A 14,355-nucleotide genomic window follows, 5' to 3' on the forward strand; every position below is an offset into this window, starting at 1 on the left:
ATGAGCGTGAGGATAAGTCTAAGTACATGTTTATGTTAATCAAAGAACCCTATTTTGAGATTGCTTCGCCGCCTTCGGCGTCTCGCAATGACAAAATAGAAAGCGCCCAATTATCTTGACACCACTTTTTTTTACCTTTTCTTGTTATTTACATGACTTCGTGATATAATTTTATACGATTTAGTATACATTATCGTATTTTATCTTTTTACTTAAGGCATAATAAAAACATATGCATTTTAAATCCTTAGAGCTTATCGGCTTTAAGTCATTCGCTGAAAAGACCAAAATAAACTTCGAACCCGGTGTCACTGCCATCGTCGGCCCAAATGGCTGTGGAAAAAGTAATATAGCCGATTCGATCCGCTGGGTCCTGGGCGAGCAATCCGCCAAATCCCTGCGCGCCTCCAGCATGCAGGACGTCATATTTAACGGCACTGATACCAAGGAGGCGATAAACTTCGCAGAAGTTTCCCTCACGTTCACCAATGAAAAACGCATTCTCCCTATAGATTATGATGAAGTGACCATATCGCGCCGCGTATTCCGCTCAGGCGAGACCGAATATCTGCTTAACAAAACTCCTGTCAGACTGAAAGATATTTCCGAACTTCTTATGGGTACCGGCATCGGCACCGAGAGCTATTCTATTATTGAACAAGGCAAAATGGACCTTATTTTAAGTTCCCGTCCGGAAGACAGGCGGTTCGTATTCGAAGAGGCGAGCGGCATAACCAAGTACAAATCAAAGAAAAAAGAGGCCATGCGCAAGTTGGAACAGACCGAGCAGAACCTTCTGCGCATAAACGACATCATACTCGAAGTAAAGCGGCAGATAGGTTCTATAGAGCGTCAGGCGCGTAAGGCCGAAAGATACAAGGTCGACTTCGACCGTCTCAAGGACATGGAGCTTAAAGTTTCGTCCGCCGAATATAAAGACCTGAAAACCGCCGAGATGACCTGCGCCGTAGAAAGCAATGATTCGAAGGGCCGGGAGAAAGAGATAGTAGCGGAGATGTCGGCCATAGTGACCACCATATCATCATACCGCGCCTCGCTCGACGACGTTAACCGCAAGATGCTTGAGTTGAAAGACAAATATCAGGCGATGTCCGGCGCGCTCGACATGAATAACCAGAAGATAACGATCGACAAGGAGAGAATAGCGGAGGCGTTGGCGCTTCAGGAAGGGTTGAAGCGCGAGATAGAGGCGGCCGCAGAAAAAATAAAACTTGCCCGCTCGATGGTCGAGCGCATAAAAGAAGACCTGCGTGTCGTCGCTACTTTAAGAGGCGATAAGCAGAAATCGGTTTCAGACAAGGACGCGTTTTTGCGCAGTATCGAGCAGTATATCGAGGAGACCGAAAAGCGCGCGGCCACATGTAAAGTCCAGCTGGTCGATTTCCTATCCAGAGAAACGCACATAAAGAACGAACTTATAAAGGTTAGCGCCGATATACAGAATAGGCGAGTTCGCGAGCGGCGTCTGCACATAGAGAAGGAGACGGTATTAAAAGATGTCGAAACTCTCGAGAGCGGCCTGACGACGATACTGAATGATTTCAAGGAAAGCGATAGCCGTGTATCCTTGATGAGAAAAGAGCTGGAAGAGAAGAAAGCCGCCGAGGATTCTGTCCTGGCGGAAGTCAAAGCTCTCGAAGAGGCGGTGGCGAAGGAAGAGAAGCGCTCGACGGCGTTAAAGTCGAAGATAGAGATACTGGAAGAGAATATCAGGTCATACGAAGGATTCAACCGCGGCGTAAAGACGATATTGAGCCGCCGGGATGAATTCGCGCCTCCGGCGGTGCTTGCCGATGTGATACGGGTGGAACGGGGGTATGTAGAGGCCGTCAGCGCTTTTCTGGGCGACGCGGCGCAGACTATTATAATGGATTCCGACGCCGACATATCCAGGACTATAAATTATCTAAAGGAAAATAACCTGGGCAAGGCGGCTTTCGTTTCGCTGGAGATGCTATCCCGGGCAGGAATTAACCGCACAGGTTATTTAACGGTGAACGCGTCGCCAGCCTGCGCGGTTGGCCATGCCGTTCCGCTTAAGAATTTCATCAAAGTTGATTCAAAATATGAGCCGGTGCTCGAATATTTCTTCGGCAATGCCTGCCTGGTCGAATCGATAGAGGATATGTCCAGGACTTTTGACGGCAGGGTTTCCGTAACAGCTGTGACAAAAGCGGGCGCCATATTCGATAACGGTAAGGTGTACGGTGGGAGCGCCGCGGAATCCATCGATACTATGCCGATAGGGCGTAAACACCGGCTGGAAGACATGAAGGTGGAATTAGCGGAAGCGGAATCGAATGCCGTATCTTTGGCTGAAAGCCGCGCGGGCAAAGAGACGACGGCGAAGGCTCTCGAGGCAGAAGTGGCGTCGCTCGCCGAACAACTGCATATCGAAGAGATAAAACTTTCCAATATAAAGATGAAGAAGGATTCGCAGGAAGAGTCCCAGAAGAAACTGAAGGAAGAGCTGGATATAGTCAGCTCGGAGTTTGCCGAAGCCGAAGAGACGATAAAAGAGCTTACCGAAAAAGGCGTATCTCTCAACGCGGAACTGAATAATTTAGAACAGGAGAGGTCGTCCTCGCAGAACTTTGTCGAAGAATCGCATGATCTTATTACAAATAAACGGCAGGAGCGGGAGGCTCTAAGCCTCGAGATGGCTACGCTTAAGGCCGAACTGCAGGCGATGGAGAAGGAAGAGGAGGGCGTGCGCAGTTCTCTTAAAGTTCAGGAAGGGATCGTCTTCGAGTCCGAAGAGACGCTGTATTCAAAAGAAGGGCTTTTAAAAGATTCAGCGGAGAAAGTAAAAGCGCTCGAGGACGAGATATCGAAATTGACTGCCGATAACGAAACTATCTCGAAGTCGCTTGAGGTATTTAACACGGAGTCATCGGCCATAGAGAATACGCGGACGGGCCTCGTCGGTGAACTGAATGCCGCGGAATCGCTTCTTAAGAATAAAGAGAACGCGGTTGAGTTATTAAGGAACCAGATACGGGATCTCGACGTTAAACTTACCGAATTAAATTACAAAAAGACGAACTTAAAAGAGCGGATAAGCCAGGCATACAAGACGGATCTGGAATCTCTGCATCCGGAGCCTGAGGAAGGGGTCGATTGGGAATCGATAAAGACGCAGGTTGTGGAGCTTAAAGACCGGTTGGAGAAACTGGGGCCTGTGAACCTTATCGCGATAGATGAACATAAAGAACTGGAGGAGCGGTATTCCTTCCTCGTGCATCAGCAGGAAGACCTTGTGAACGCGAAAGACTCTCTCCACAAGGCGATATTAAAGATAAATAAGACGACAAAAGATCTGTTTGTGGAGACTTTTCAGAAGATACAGGTGGAGTTCAAGAATTTCTTCCGCATGCTTTTCGGCGGCGGCCAGGCCGAGCTCGTCCTGATAGATGAGCAGGATGTGCTGGAATCGGGTATAGAAATAGTGGTGCGCCCTCCCGGCAAAAAACTGCAGAACCTTACGCTATTATCGGGCGGTGAAAAAGCCATGACCGCCACGGCGCTTTTATTCGCGATATTCAAAGTTAAGCCGAGCCCGTTCTGTGTGCTTGACGAAATAGACGCGCCTTTAGACGAGTCCAATGTTACGCGATTCTCGAGCGTATTGAAGGATTTTCTTAAGATATCCCAGTTTATAATAATAACGCACAACAAACGTACTATTGAGCTTGCGGATGTGATGTATGGTATAACGATGCAAGAGAGGGGCGTGTCGAAGATTGTGTCTGTGAAGTTCTCGGACGATAAGAAGAAGCCGGAAGCCAGAGAGATCTCCGGGCTTAAACAAAATGCAGAGGAATCAAAAGTAGAGATTAAAGAAGAACATAAGGAAGAAGTAAAAGAAGAAGTTAAGTAAGCGGAAGAATCTAAAACAGAGTTAACCCCGCAGGAAACCTAAGTCAGCTTTCGCTCGCCCATCGCTTTCGAATACACACAAGTCCTGTTTTTACCAGCGCCTTTTGCCTCATATAAGGCGGTATCCGCCATCGCTATGAGCTCATCTTTGGTATGCGCGTCGTCCGGATAGCTGGCGACGCCACAGCTTATGGTGAGCCGGTTCTGGGAAGGCAGTCCATTTTCACCCGCGAAGAGTTTTTCCACCTCGCTACGCAGTCGTTCCGCGAATAATCGGGCATTTTCTTTGGACGTATTCGGTATAACTATGGCGAACTCCTCGCCGCCGTAACGCGCGACCGTATCCACCTTGCGCGACTTAGCCTGCAGGACGGATGATATCTCCCGGAGGGCGCTGTCGCCGCGCACGTGGCCTAACGTATCGTTGTAATGTTTGAAGTTGTCCACATCGACCATGACAAGGCCGACGCTCGTTTGTGTTATCTTCGAGCGTTCGAGTTCATACGACAGGCGTTGTTGGAACTTGCCGTAATTCCAGAGTTTGGTGGACCAATCGATGCTCGACAGGTAAACCGTCTCTTCGTACAGACGTGAATTCTCTATAGCGAGCCCCGCGTGATTGGCGAACATGGTCAGCATCCTTACATCGGATTTCGATATAGGTTTTTTATTGAAGATATTATCGACGAGTATAGCGCCGAGCACCTTATCTTTTGCCTTGAGCGGGACGGTTACAAAGAAATCGGTTTTAAGCGTCTTCTGTGTGTCAGCGTCGACGAGCTTTTTGGCCTCTTGAGTCGTTATTTCGAAAGGCATCCCCTCAAGGATCGTGAGGACGAGTATCCCCATGTCTTCCCTGAGGGGTATTTTTATACCTTTGACTATCGAGTTCAGTTTCGACTCGGGGTCGCGTTTAAATGTGTCGTAAGAGGCTATGAAGTCGTCGAGCGTCTTCTTGCTCTGTGATACATAATGCCATATCTTTCCGGCTTCCTCGGCGCTGTGGGGCCCTATTCCCATCACGCCCTCGAGCACGTTCTCTTTCTCGTTTACGAGGAAGAGCATGGCGCGGTTGAAGCCGAGGCCTTCGTGAGAAGTAAGCGCCGTCAGGATTATGTACAGTATCTGGTCGAGCTTAAGCGTCGTGCGGATAGCATTTGAGATTTCATAAAGAAGCGCGAATTCCCAATTAAGCTGTTCTATCTCCGCGTAAAGCTCGCTCTCTTTCTCTTTATTCATAATTCTTCATAATTCCTATTTTTTCGCGGTGGCGGCCGTTGCCTTTGCGGCCGGTTTTGCGGCTGTAGCGGCGGGCGCGACCATAGGTTTCAATTTACCGAACATTATACCCATCGCAACCTCTTTATTATCGGCTTTTTTCGTCATCATCCTTACGTTATCGCCTGCCTTAAGCTCTGAGATATCCGTTGTCTTGGTGATACTCGTGTAAGGAGTGACCGATATGGCACGGACTACGCCGTCAGCGTCATTCTTTACCGATACTTTGATATTAGCCGGATCGGAAACATCGACCGATTCTATCGTTCCTGCTACCATGGCAAAGCTCGAGGTCGGTTTGATTGCGGCTTTGGGTGCGGCCGCTGTTTTCTGCTCTACGGCTAACGCGCCGATCTGGCCAACAAATGCAAAGCATACAGCTAAAATCACCACTAATGCTATTTTACGCATAAATCCTCCTTATATTTTATGACATTATGATACCATGGTGGCATACGGGGTGTCAATTTTACCTTGACAGGAGTATAATTGCTGTTATAATAGTAACATCTTCGGGGTGAGGTGCGATTCCTCGACCGGCGGTTATAATCCGCGAGCCAAAAGGCTGAGCCTGTGGAATTCAGGCATCGACAGTAAGTCCCACCGGCCGTATCGGAAGGGCGGGATAGAGTCTGGATGGAAGAAGATATAACAGAGAATTGCCGGATAACATTGTTTCAATTTTAACCCCGAAGGATAACCTGCGGGGTTTTTTATTTATGAAACTAAACACTATACCTGAAATCTTAGACGACATAAAACGCGGCCGGATGATCATAGTAATGGATGACGAGGGCCGTGAAAACGAGGGTGACCTTGTAATGTCCGGCGCGTTTGCCAAACCGTCCGATATTAATTTCATGGCGACTTACGGCCGCGGGCTCATCTGTGTTCCCATGGAAAGCGCAAGGCTGGACGATCTGGATCTGCACCCGATGTCTTCCGTCCGGCACGACGCTTACAGGACGGGGTGGGCGATATCGTGCGACGCGGGACAGGGTATAACTACCGGCATTTCCGCCCATGACAGGGCAAAGACCATCAATATACTGGCGAATCCTAAGAGTAAAGCCTCCGATCTTGTTCGTCCGGGCCACATGTTCCCGCTGAGGGCAAATGAGGGTGGCGTACTCGTCAGGGCCGGCCATACCGAAGCGTGTGTCGATCTTTTAAAGATGGCATCACAGCGGCCGGTAGGGGTTATCTGCGAGATAATGAGAGACGACGGCTCCATGGCAAGATTGCCGGATCTAAAGGAGTTCTCCCGAAAGCATCATCTTAAGATATGCACCATAGCAGGCCTTATAGAATATAGAAGAAGGTCGGAAAAGCTTGTGAAGGTTGTCGCCAGGACAAATATTCCGACGCCTTTCGGTGATTTTAAAGCGTTCATTTATGAATCGGTTGTAGATAAATACCATCATGTCGCGCTTGTAAAAGGCAGGCTCAATAAAAAAGATTCTCTTGTCAGGGTCCATTCGGAATGCCTTACCGGCGACGTATTTGGTTCCAAGAGATGCGACTGTGGAGAGCAATTGCACGCCGCCATGAAGCTTATAGGGAAAAGCCCGTGCGGTGTCGTCCTGTATATGAGGCAGGAGGGCAGGGGTATAGGATTGGCGAACAAGCTGAAGGCTTATGAGCTTCAGGATAAAGGGATGGATACCGTCGAGGCGAACGTGGCGCTGGGGTTTGAGCCCGACCTGAGGGATTACGGTATAGGCGCGCAGATCCTCGCGGATCTCGGCCTGAAGAAGATACGACTGCTTACGAATAATCCGAAGAAGATTGTGGGGCTCGAAGGGTACGGCCTCGAAGTGACCGAGCGTGTGCCGCTCGTGATACGTCCGAATAAATCAAACAGGAAGTATCTGCGGACGAAGAAGTATAAACTGGGGCATATAATAAAGTAGCGATTAACCTTAAGAAGGAGGATGGTTATGGCAAATGTAATAAAAGCGGATCTGACGGCTAAGGGAAAGAAGTTCGCGATAGTGATATCACGGTTCAACGAGTTCATTTCGACGAAACTTTTAGAGGGATGCTTAGATACTCTGTCACGGCACGGGGCGCAGGACAGCGCGCAGGACGTCGTGTGGGTACCGGGCGCTTTTGAGATACCGGTGGTGGCTCTGAAGATGGCGAAGTCGAAGAAGTACGACGGTGTGATATGCCTCGGGACGGTGATAAGGGGGGCGACGCCGCATTTCGAGTTCGTGGCCAGTGAGGCGGCAAAGGGCGTGGCGCAGGTTTCGATGAATACGGGTGTGCCGTGCATATTCGGTGTGATTACCGCCGATAGTATTGAGCAGGCCATAGAGCGCGCAGGCACTAAAGACGGCAACAAAGGCCGCGATGCCGCGGTATCCGCGATCGAGATGGCGAATCTGAACGATAAGATATAGCGTTTCCACCCCGGGGTGGAAATATAAGGAGACGATTGATGAGGAAGCGGACGAAAGCGCGCGAAGCGGCGCTCAAGATACTTTATGCCATCGACATTACCGGCGACGAGCCGAAGAAATGCATCGATGCGTTCTGGCGCGACAGCGAAGAGAAAGACACCGAGGTCAAGACGTTTGCCAATTCACTTGTCCTTGGCGTTTCGAATAAGATAAAAGATATCGATAAAACCATCACGGAATGCGCTACGAATTGGCAGCTTAAACGCATGGCGGTCATAGACAGGAATATTCTCAGGTTCGCGGCGTATGAACTTTTATTCGCAGACGAGATACCTCCCAAAGTTACTATGAACGAGGCGATAGACATAGCGAAGCGGTACGGTGACAACGAATCCGGTAAATTCGTTAACGGCGTGCTTGATAAGATAAATAAAGAGTTTATCGCGAAGAAGAAAGAGAAATAACCAAAGCATGAAATACGCGGATCTTCACATACATACCGATTTTTCAGATTCCACATTCACTCCCGAAGAAGTCGCGGCCTGCGCGAACGAAAGAGGTTTAAGCGCGATAGCCATCTGCGATCACGATTCCGTAGATGGTATAGCCCCTTGTGACCGGGCGGCAAAGCCTTTGGGTATCGAGGTGGTTCCCGGGATCGAGCTTACCGTCGAGAAAGAGGACGCAGAGATACACATCCTCGGCTATTTCATCCGGCCTGAAACCGTGTGGTTCTGTGAACGGCTTGCCGAAATCCGCCGCTCCCGCGTCGAGCGAACGCGTAAGATGATAGGGAAGCTTAACGAGCTGGGGATCGACGTGAAAGCCGAAGACGTATTCGCGCTTGCCGGTAGAGGCACGGTAGGCCGCCTGCATCTAGCCAGGGCGATGCTCAATACGGGCAAAGTCAACGGATTCCGCGAGGCGTTCAATAAGTATATAGGTTTTGCGAAACCATGTTATGTGCCGAATGAGCATTTCTCGCCCAGAGAAGCGATAGAAGCCATATCGAAAGCCGGAGGGGTTCCCGTTCTGGCGCATCCGGGTATCATGGATAAGGACGGGTATATCCCGGAACTGATCGGATACGGCCTTAAAGGCATAGAGGTTTATCATACAGACCATAAAGGCGCTACCGTGCGGCATTATGAAGAAGTGGCGGAAGAATACGGTTTATTGCTTACGGGTGGGTCGGATTGTCATGGGATGGGCAAAGGCAGAGTCCTTTTGGGCACGGTGAGAGTTCCGTATGAGCTCGTAGAGAAACTTAAAGCAGAAGCCGAAAAGATACGCGATGCATACAGATGAGAAATACATGCGCATGGCGCTTGATCTCGCGCGCAAAGGTTTGGCTCTGACGAGTCCGAACCCGGCCGTGGGCGCTGTCGTCGTCAAGGGCGGCAGAGTCGTCGGGCGCGGCTACCATAAGAAGTGCGGGGCGGCACACGCCGAAGTAAACGCGCTTAATGATGCCGGGGGTAAGGCTAAAGGCGCCACGCTTTACGTTACGCTCGAACCGTGCAATCATTTCGGCAGGACGCCTCCATGCACCGACGCTATAATCGCCGCTAAGATTGTAAGAGTAGTAGCCGCTATGAAAGACCCAAACCCGCTAAATGATGGCGGCGGACTGAGAAAGCTGAAAAAGCGCGGGGTAAAAGTTTCGGTTGGCGTGCTGGAAGAAGAGGCTCAGGGTTTGAATAAGCCTTTTGCAAAGTTTATTACCACGGGGATGCCGTACGTTACCGTGAAACTGGCAGAGTCGATAGACGGCAAAATAGCTACCAGGGCGGGTGATTCGAAATGGATAACCGGCCCTGCTTCGCGACGGTATGTCCATGATTTAAGATCGAGAGTTGATGCCGTCATGGTCGGTGTAAATACTGTTATAAAAGATGACCCCAGATTGACCTGCAGGATACCCGGCAGGCGGGATCCTGCCAGGGTCATAGTGGATAGCGCTTTAAAGACGCCGCCCGGCGCCAGAATATTTTCCGGAAGTTCCGCCGCGCCGGTCTACATGGCTACACTCCGCCGCGCCGGGACGGTGGCGAAGGACGCACGCCTTATAAGGACGCGTTCCGATCACGGGAGGGTGGATCTAAAAGAACTTTTAAAGAAACTCGCTCGGCTTGGCATGACGCATATATTAGTCGAAGGCGGTGGAGAGCTGGTAGCGGGCTTAATCGAGAAGAAGCTGGTCGACGAATTCATGTTTTTCATAGCGCCGATGATAATAGGCGGCAGAGACGCTGTGTCTTCGGTGGGAGGTGTTGGAGCGCGCAGGATGGGCCAGGCACTTGCGCTTGGCGAGATGAAGGTACGAAGATTTGGGAAAGATATTCTAATAGAAGCCGAGGTGAAATAATGTTTACTGGATTGATACGAGAGCTCGGGGTTGTGCGCAATTTTAATCGCTCCGGTAACGTCTACCGCCTGGAAGCCTCTTCGGATATAATCGCAAAGACGGCCCAGATAGGCGACAGCGTATCTATTAACGGCGCTTGTCTGACGCTTGTAAATAAGAAGTCGGGCGTCTTGGAGTTCGATGTCATGGAAGAGACTGTCCGCAGGACGGCTCTTTCGTCTGTAAAGAGCGGGGATAAGGTGAACATGGAGGACGCTTTGCGCGCCGGCGGGCCGCTTGGCGGACATTTTGTACTGGGCCACGTCGATTGCGTGGGTACGATAAAACACATTGAGAGTTCAGGGCAGGAATATATTATTGAAATTGAATTTCCGGCGGAATTCAGCCATCTCATCGTTGAAAAGGGATCGGTTACGCTGGATGGTATAAGCCTGACGATCGGCGAAACGGCTCGCGGCGGATTTAAAGTTTACATAATACCGCATACCATGAAGATGACCAATCTATCCGGTAAGCGCGCACGGGATAAGATCAATATAGAATTCGATATTATCGGGAAATATCTCGCGCGTTTCCGTCAACTCGATAAAGGCGGCGGGGTTACCGAAAAATTCCTGAAAGAGATGGGATTTTAAGCGGAATAGCGCTTAAATAGATTTGAAATATAGGGATTTTCGTGATATAGTTTTATCCAACAAGGAGGTAGGGATGGCCAGACGTGTGATATCGATAGCGTTGGTAGTGTTTTTGTTCGCTTTTGCGTTTGTTCCGTCGGGATACTGCGATGATCCGGTGAAAAAATTGGGTAGAGGATTATGTAATATCGGGACGTTTCCTTTTGAATTATGCCTGCAGACATCCAGGGTTAATGATACAGATGGCCCAATGGCGGCCTGTACCTGGGGGATTTTAAAAGGCCTGGGTATGAGCGGGATAAGACTTCTGGTGGGTGTGTATGAAACGGTGACATTCCCTATACCTCAACCGAAAAATTACGCGCCTATACTCACCGATCCGGAATTTATGTTTCAGGACCAGAACTGGTAATGGTTCGACGCGCCAAAAATTGCATATGCAATTTTTGGCTTGCTCGCCACTTATAATAAGTAGGGCACCTTAAAAGGTGCCCTACTTATTTATTTGCTCATAATATAATGTTATGTTATTATAAACCCAGTCGGGGCGTAGCGCAGTTGGCTAGCGCGCTTGGTTCGGGACCAAGAGGTCGACGGTTCAAATCCGCCCGCCCCGACCACTGACTTTGCCGTTATTTAAGTCCGGCAAAGTCGTGCCGAAGCCTATTTGAAGAATATCGAAGATATTTTTCAAATGCTTAGGCAAGGCATAAGCAATCATATGAAAACCGCTTCAAAAAAAATAACCGCGAATAAACGCGCACACCTCTACTATTCCGGAGCGGTCCAGGGAGTAGGTTTCCGGTATACGGCCGAGAGGCTGTCGAATTCTTTCAAAGTGTCCGGATGGGCTAAAAATCTGTCTGATGGCAGGGTGGAAATGGTCTGTGAAGGCGCCGAACCGGACGTCAGGGCCTTCCTCGAGAAGATCGCTGATGTGTTCATGGAGTATATTAGGGGCATTGACGCCGATTGGAGCGAGGCGACCGGTGAGTTTACCGGATTCGACATACGGTTCTAACGATGCGCTACGGTATTATATCCGACATACATGGAAATCTTGAAGCCCTCTCAGCCGTCCTTGAAGCTATGGCGTCGGAGCGGATAGACGCATATCTTTGCATAGGTGACATAGTCGGCTATGGCGCCAATCCGAAAGAATGCGTAAAGACGGTTGAATCGCTCCGGCCGGAACTGCTTATAGCGGGAAACCACGAGTGGGGTGTGGTCGACTTCCTCGATATCGATTATTTCACCGAAAATGCGGCAAAAGCTATTAACTGGACTAAGGATATTTTAAGCGACGATGAGAAAGAGTACATCCGGTCTTTTAAATTACTCGGTAACATTGGGCGCATGGTTCTGGTTCACGGCTCATTAGATGCGCCGGAAGATTTTAATTATATAGTTAACTCGACCGATGCCGTTAAAACACTTAAACTTTTAAAACAAGGGATATGTTTTGTGGGGCATTCCCACTATCCCGGCATATTCTGCCTGGAAGGCGATTCTGCCGTCGCTGTCGAAGGGTTCAAGGCCGGCATCGAAGACGGTAGGAAGTATGTCGTGAATGCCGGTAGCGTCGGACAGCCGCGAGACGGAGACCCGAGAGCGTCTTTTATCGTTTATGATGAAGATGCGGCTTTCGTGGAGATAAAAAGAGTAGATTATAACATCAAGGAAGCCCAGCGAAAAATAACTACCGCAGGACTCCCGGATGAGTTTGCGTTACGATTGGCGGAAGGGCGATAAAGGATGCGCGATATATCTGCGAAAAAAGAGATAGAAAAATTACGGGAAGAGATACGACGGGCCGACCGGCTTTATTACGTCGAGAACTCCCCCGAGATCGCGGATCAGGAATATGACCGCCTGTACCGGCGCCTTAAGGATCTCGAAAGCGCGAACCCGGAACTCATAACGCCGGATTCGCCTACCCGCCGGGTGGGTGGAGAGCCTGTGAAGGGCTTTAGCACGGTTAAGCACCTGACGCCTATGATGAGCCTCGACAATACCTATTCGCCGGACGAAATCCGCGCTTTCGACGCGAGGGTCAGGAAGAACCTGAAAGGCGAGGCGCTCGAATATGTGGCCGAACTGAAGTTCGACGGCGTATCGATATCGCTTCTTTATGAAGACGGCAGATGGGTTCGCGGCGCTACCAGGGGAAATGGTGTCGAAGGCGATGATGTTTCCAATAATTTAAGAACGATAAGCTCCATACCGTTAACGCTTTCAAAAGAAGCCGGGAAGCCGCCTAAAGTTATCGAGGTTCGAGGCGAAGTTTACATTACGAAGCTGTCGCTCGAGAAACTGAATAAAGAGAAAGAACGCGCCGGCGAAGAGCTCTTTGCGAACCCCCGTAACGCGACAGCCGGATCCTTAAAACTACTCGATCCGAAGATGGTCGCCGGGCGTTCGCTTGAAATATACGTCTGGGGCATCGGCCATTGCGAAGGAGTGGAGTTTAAGACGCATTCCGAGGTCTTGCAATATCTTCAGGCAGTAGGCTTCCGGGTCAACCCGCACCGCAAGGTTTGTGAAACAATCGAGGACGCGATAAGCTACTGCGATTCGTTCGAGGACAAAAGATATAAATTGGAATTTGAGATAGACGGAATGGTGCTGAAGGTCAACTCGCTTGCCCAGCAGAAACGCCTGGGCGCTACCTCGAAAAGCCCTCGCTGGTCGATCGCGTACAAGTTTCCGGCCGAGAGGGCGCTGACGGAGATAGAAGATATAGTGGTTGGCGTGGGAAGGACGGGAGTAATAACTCCGGTGGCAGTGCTCCGGCCGGTGCACCTTTCCGGTACGACAGTGTCGCGAGCAAGCCTGCACAATTTCGACGAGATAGAACGGCTCGGCGTCAGGATAGGCGATCACGTATACGTCGAGAAGTCGGGCGAGATAATCCCTAAAGTGATAAGTGTCGCCAAGGAGCGGCGGACGGGCAAGGAGAAGCGGTTTGCCATACCGTCGGAATGTCCGGCCTGCGGCGCGAAACTCGTCCGGCCGAACGAAGAGGTGGCCGTGCGATGCGATAACGCCGGATGCCCCGCGCAGATAAAAGAGTCGGTACTGCATTTCGCCGCGCGCGACGCGATGGACATAGAGGAGATGGGCGAGGCGATAGTCGGACAACTCGTCGAAAAGGGGTTTATCAGGGATTACGGCGACATATATCGTTTAAAATTCGATGACCTAAAAGGCCTCGAGCGCATGGCCGACAAGAGCGCCGCGAACCTTATCGCGGCGATCGACAGGAGCCGCTCGCGCGACCTGAATAAACTTATCTACGGCCTTGGTATACGCCATATAGGTGAGCATGCCGCCTGGGTGCTTACCGGGCATTTCGGTTCTATCGAACGGATCGAGCGCGCATCGCTGGAGGAGTTGTCCGGAGTCCCGGAGATGGGGCCGGTCATGGCCGAGTCGGTGTATAATTTTTTCCGTAACAAAGAAAATAACGCGATCGTAAAGAAACTGAAAGACGCAGGCCTTAAAATGTCCGCGCCCGTCAAGGCCGTCTCTGCAGGGCCATTCGCCGGAAAATCCGTCGTCATAACCGGTACTCTGAAAGGATTCTCACGATCCGAGGCGGAAGACGCGGTTCGTCATTCCGGCGGCTCTCCCTCGTCGAGTGTCGGTAAAAATACGGCATTCCTTGTGGCTGGCGATGAACCGGGGTCGAAATTGGACAGAGCGAAGGCCCTCGGAGTAAAAGTTATAAACGAAGAAGAATTTAAGGCTTTGATCCGGAAATGAAAAG

General features: G+C 50.2%; 13 protein-coding genes, 1 tRNA gene and 1 riboswitch. Of the genes, 12 read left to right on the forward strand and 2 right to left on the reverse strand.

From position 1 onward, the window contains the following. The first annotated feature begins 232 nt into the window (after positions 1 to 232). Positions 233 to 3,901 (forward strand): chromosome segregation protein SMC, encoded by a 3,669-nt coding sequence (gene smc / locus PHS46_07310; protein MDD3906314.1) that lies wholly within the window; start codon positions 233 to 235, stop codon positions 3,899 to 3,901. A gap of 38 nt (positions 3,902 to 3,939) precedes the next feature. Here smc and PHS46_07315 read toward each other — a convergent pair whose 3' ends face one another. Next, positions 3,940 to 5,139 carry a diguanylate cyclase gene (locus PHS46_07315; GenBank protein MDD3906315.1) on the reverse strand — a complete coding sequence of 400 codons (1,200 nt, stop codon included), beginning with the start codon at positions 5,137 to 5,139 and terminating at the stop codon, positions 3,940 to 3,942. A 15-nt stretch (positions 5,140 to 5,154) separates the two neighbouring features. Next, entirely contained in the window at positions 5,155 to 5,589 is a 435-nt protein-coding gene (locus PHS46_07320) for a hypothetical protein (protein MDD3906316.1), read from the reverse strand. A 93-nt stretch (positions 5,590 to 5,682) separates the two neighbouring features. Continuing rightward, positions 5,683 to 5,830: riboswitch (FMN riboswitch) on the forward strand. A gap of 67 nt (positions 5,831 to 5,897) precedes the next feature. On the opposite strand from PHS46_07320, the gene PHS46_07325 reads away from it, so the two are divergent. From PHS46_07325 to ligA, 11 genes are all read left to right on the forward strand, one after another. Next, entirely contained in the window at positions 5,898 to 7,091 is a 1,194-nt protein-coding gene (locus PHS46_07325; GenBank protein ID MDD3906317.1) for a bifunctional 3,4-dihydroxy-2-butanone-4-phosphate synthase/GTP cyclohydrolase II, read from the forward strand. Between the two features lie 27 nt (positions 7,092 to 7,118). After that, complete coding sequence (gene ribE / locus PHS46_07330; GenBank protein ID MDD3906318.1) at positions 7,119 to 7,583, forward strand: 6,7-dimethyl-8-ribityllumazine synthase; 465 nt, start codon at positions 7,119 to 7,121, stop codon at positions 7,581 to 7,583. A 38-nt stretch (positions 7,584 to 7,621) separates the two neighbouring features. Next, positions 7,622 to 8,047, forward strand: a complete 426-nt coding sequence (gene nusB / locus PHS46_07335; protein MDD3906319.1) for a transcription antitermination factor NusB — start codon at positions 7,622 to 7,624, stop codon at positions 8,045 to 8,047. A gap of 7 nt (positions 8,048 to 8,054) precedes the next feature. Beyond that, positions 8,055 to 8,891, forward strand: a complete 837-nt coding sequence (locus PHS46_07340) for a PHP domain-containing protein (protein MDD3906320.1) — start codon at positions 8,055 to 8,057, stop codon at positions 8,889 to 8,891. Further along, entirely contained in the window at positions 8,878 to 9,951 is a 1,074-nt protein-coding gene (gene ribD, locus PHS46_07345; protein MDD3906321.1) for a bifunctional diaminohydroxyphosphoribosylaminopyrimidine deaminase/5-amino-6-(5-phosphoribosylamino)uracil reductase RibD, read from the forward strand. Before PHS46_07340 ends, ribD begins: the two co-directional genes overlap by 14 nt. Next, positions 9,951 to 10,586, forward strand: a complete 636-nt coding sequence (locus PHS46_07350) for a riboflavin synthase (protein ID MDD3906322.1) — start codon at positions 9,951 to 9,953, stop codon at positions 10,584 to 10,586. Before ribD ends, PHS46_07350 begins: the two co-directional genes overlap by 1 nt. Positions 10,587 to 10,659: 73 nt before the next feature. Further along, positions 10,660 to 10,998: an exosortase system-associated protein, TIGR04073 family gene (locus PHS46_07355; protein MDD3906323.1), complete on the forward strand. Its 339-nt coding sequence runs from the start codon at positions 10,660 to 10,662 to the stop codon at positions 10,996 to 10,998. Between the two features lie 131 nt (positions 10,999 to 11,129). Continuing rightward, a tRNA-Pro gene (locus PHS46_07360) sits at positions 11,130 to 11,206 on the forward strand. A 101-nt stretch (positions 11,207 to 11,307) separates the two neighbouring features. Continuing rightward, entirely contained in the window at positions 11,308 to 11,607 is a 300-nt protein-coding gene (locus PHS46_07365; GenBank protein ID MDD3906324.1) for an acylphosphatase, read from the forward strand. 2 nt (positions 11,608 to 11,609) lie between these two features. Then, positions 11,610 to 12,338, forward strand: a complete 729-nt coding sequence (locus PHS46_07370; protein MDD3906325.1) for a metallophosphoesterase family protein — start codon at positions 11,610 to 11,612, stop codon at positions 12,336 to 12,338. 3 nt (positions 12,339 to 12,341) lie between these two features. Continuing rightward, positions 12,342 to 14,351 (forward strand): NAD-dependent DNA ligase LigA, encoded by a 2,010-nt coding sequence (ligA, locus tag PHS46_07375; GenBank protein MDD3906326.1) that lies wholly within the window; start codon positions 12,342 to 12,344, stop codon positions 14,349 to 14,351. Positions 14,352 to 14,355 lie beyond the last annotated feature (4 nt).

The organism is Candidatus Omnitrophota bacterium, from assembly GCA_028699255.1.
Taxonomy (GTDB): domain Bacteria; phylum Omnitrophota; class Gorgyraeia; order 2-01-FULL-45-10; family 2-01-FULL-45-10; genus FEN-1322.

Excerpts from the sequence above, each read along its gene's own strand:
- ligA (MDD3906326.1), top strand. The coding sequence starts at position 12,342 with ATGCGCGATATATCTGCGAAAAAAGAGATAGAAAAATTACGGGAAGAG.
- PHS46_07325 (MDD3906317.1), top strand. The coding sequence starts at position 5,898 with ATGAAACTAAACACTATACCTGAAATCTTAGACGACATAAAACGCGGC.
- PHS46_07355 (MDD3906323.1), top strand. The coding sequence starts at position 10,660 with ATGGCCAGACGTGTGATATCGATAGCGTTGGTAGTGTTTTTGTTCGCT.
- PHS46_07320 (MDD3906316.1), bottom strand. The coding sequence starts at position 5,589 with ATGCGTAAAATAGCATTAGTGGTGATTTTAGCTGTATGCTTTGCATTT.
- smc (MDD3906314.1), top strand. The coding sequence starts at position 233 with ATGCATTTTAAATCCTTAGAGCTTATCGGCTTTAAGTCATTCGCTGAA.
- PHS46_07370 (MDD3906325.1), top strand. The coding sequence starts at position 11,610 with ATGCGCTACGGTATTATATCCGACATACATGGAAATCTTGAAGCCCTC.
- nusB (MDD3906319.1), top strand. The coding sequence starts at position 7,622 with ATGAGGAAGCGGACGAAAGCGCGCGAAGCGGCGCTCAAGATACTTTAT.
- PHS46_07340 (MDD3906320.1), top strand. The coding sequence starts at position 8,055 with ATGAAATACGCGGATCTTCACATACATACCGATTTTTCAGATTCCACA.
- ribD (MDD3906321.1), top strand. The coding sequence starts at position 8,878 with ATGCATACAGATGAGAAATACATGCGCATGGCGCTTGATCTCGCGCGC.
- ribE (MDD3906318.1), top strand. The coding sequence starts at position 7,119 with ATGGCAAATGTAATAAAAGCGGATCTGACGGCTAAGGGAAAGAAGTTC.
- PHS46_07315 (MDD3906315.1), bottom strand. The coding sequence starts at position 5,139 with ATGAATAAAGAGAAAGAGAGCGAGCTTTACGCGGAGATAGAACAGCTT.
- PHS46_07365 (MDD3906324.1), top strand. The coding sequence starts at position 11,308 with ATGAAAACCGCTTCAAAAAAAATAACCGCGAATAAACGCGCACACCTC.
- PHS46_07350 (MDD3906322.1), top strand. The coding sequence starts at position 9,951 with ATGTTTACTGGATTGATACGAGAGCTCGGGGTTGTGCGCAATTTTAAT.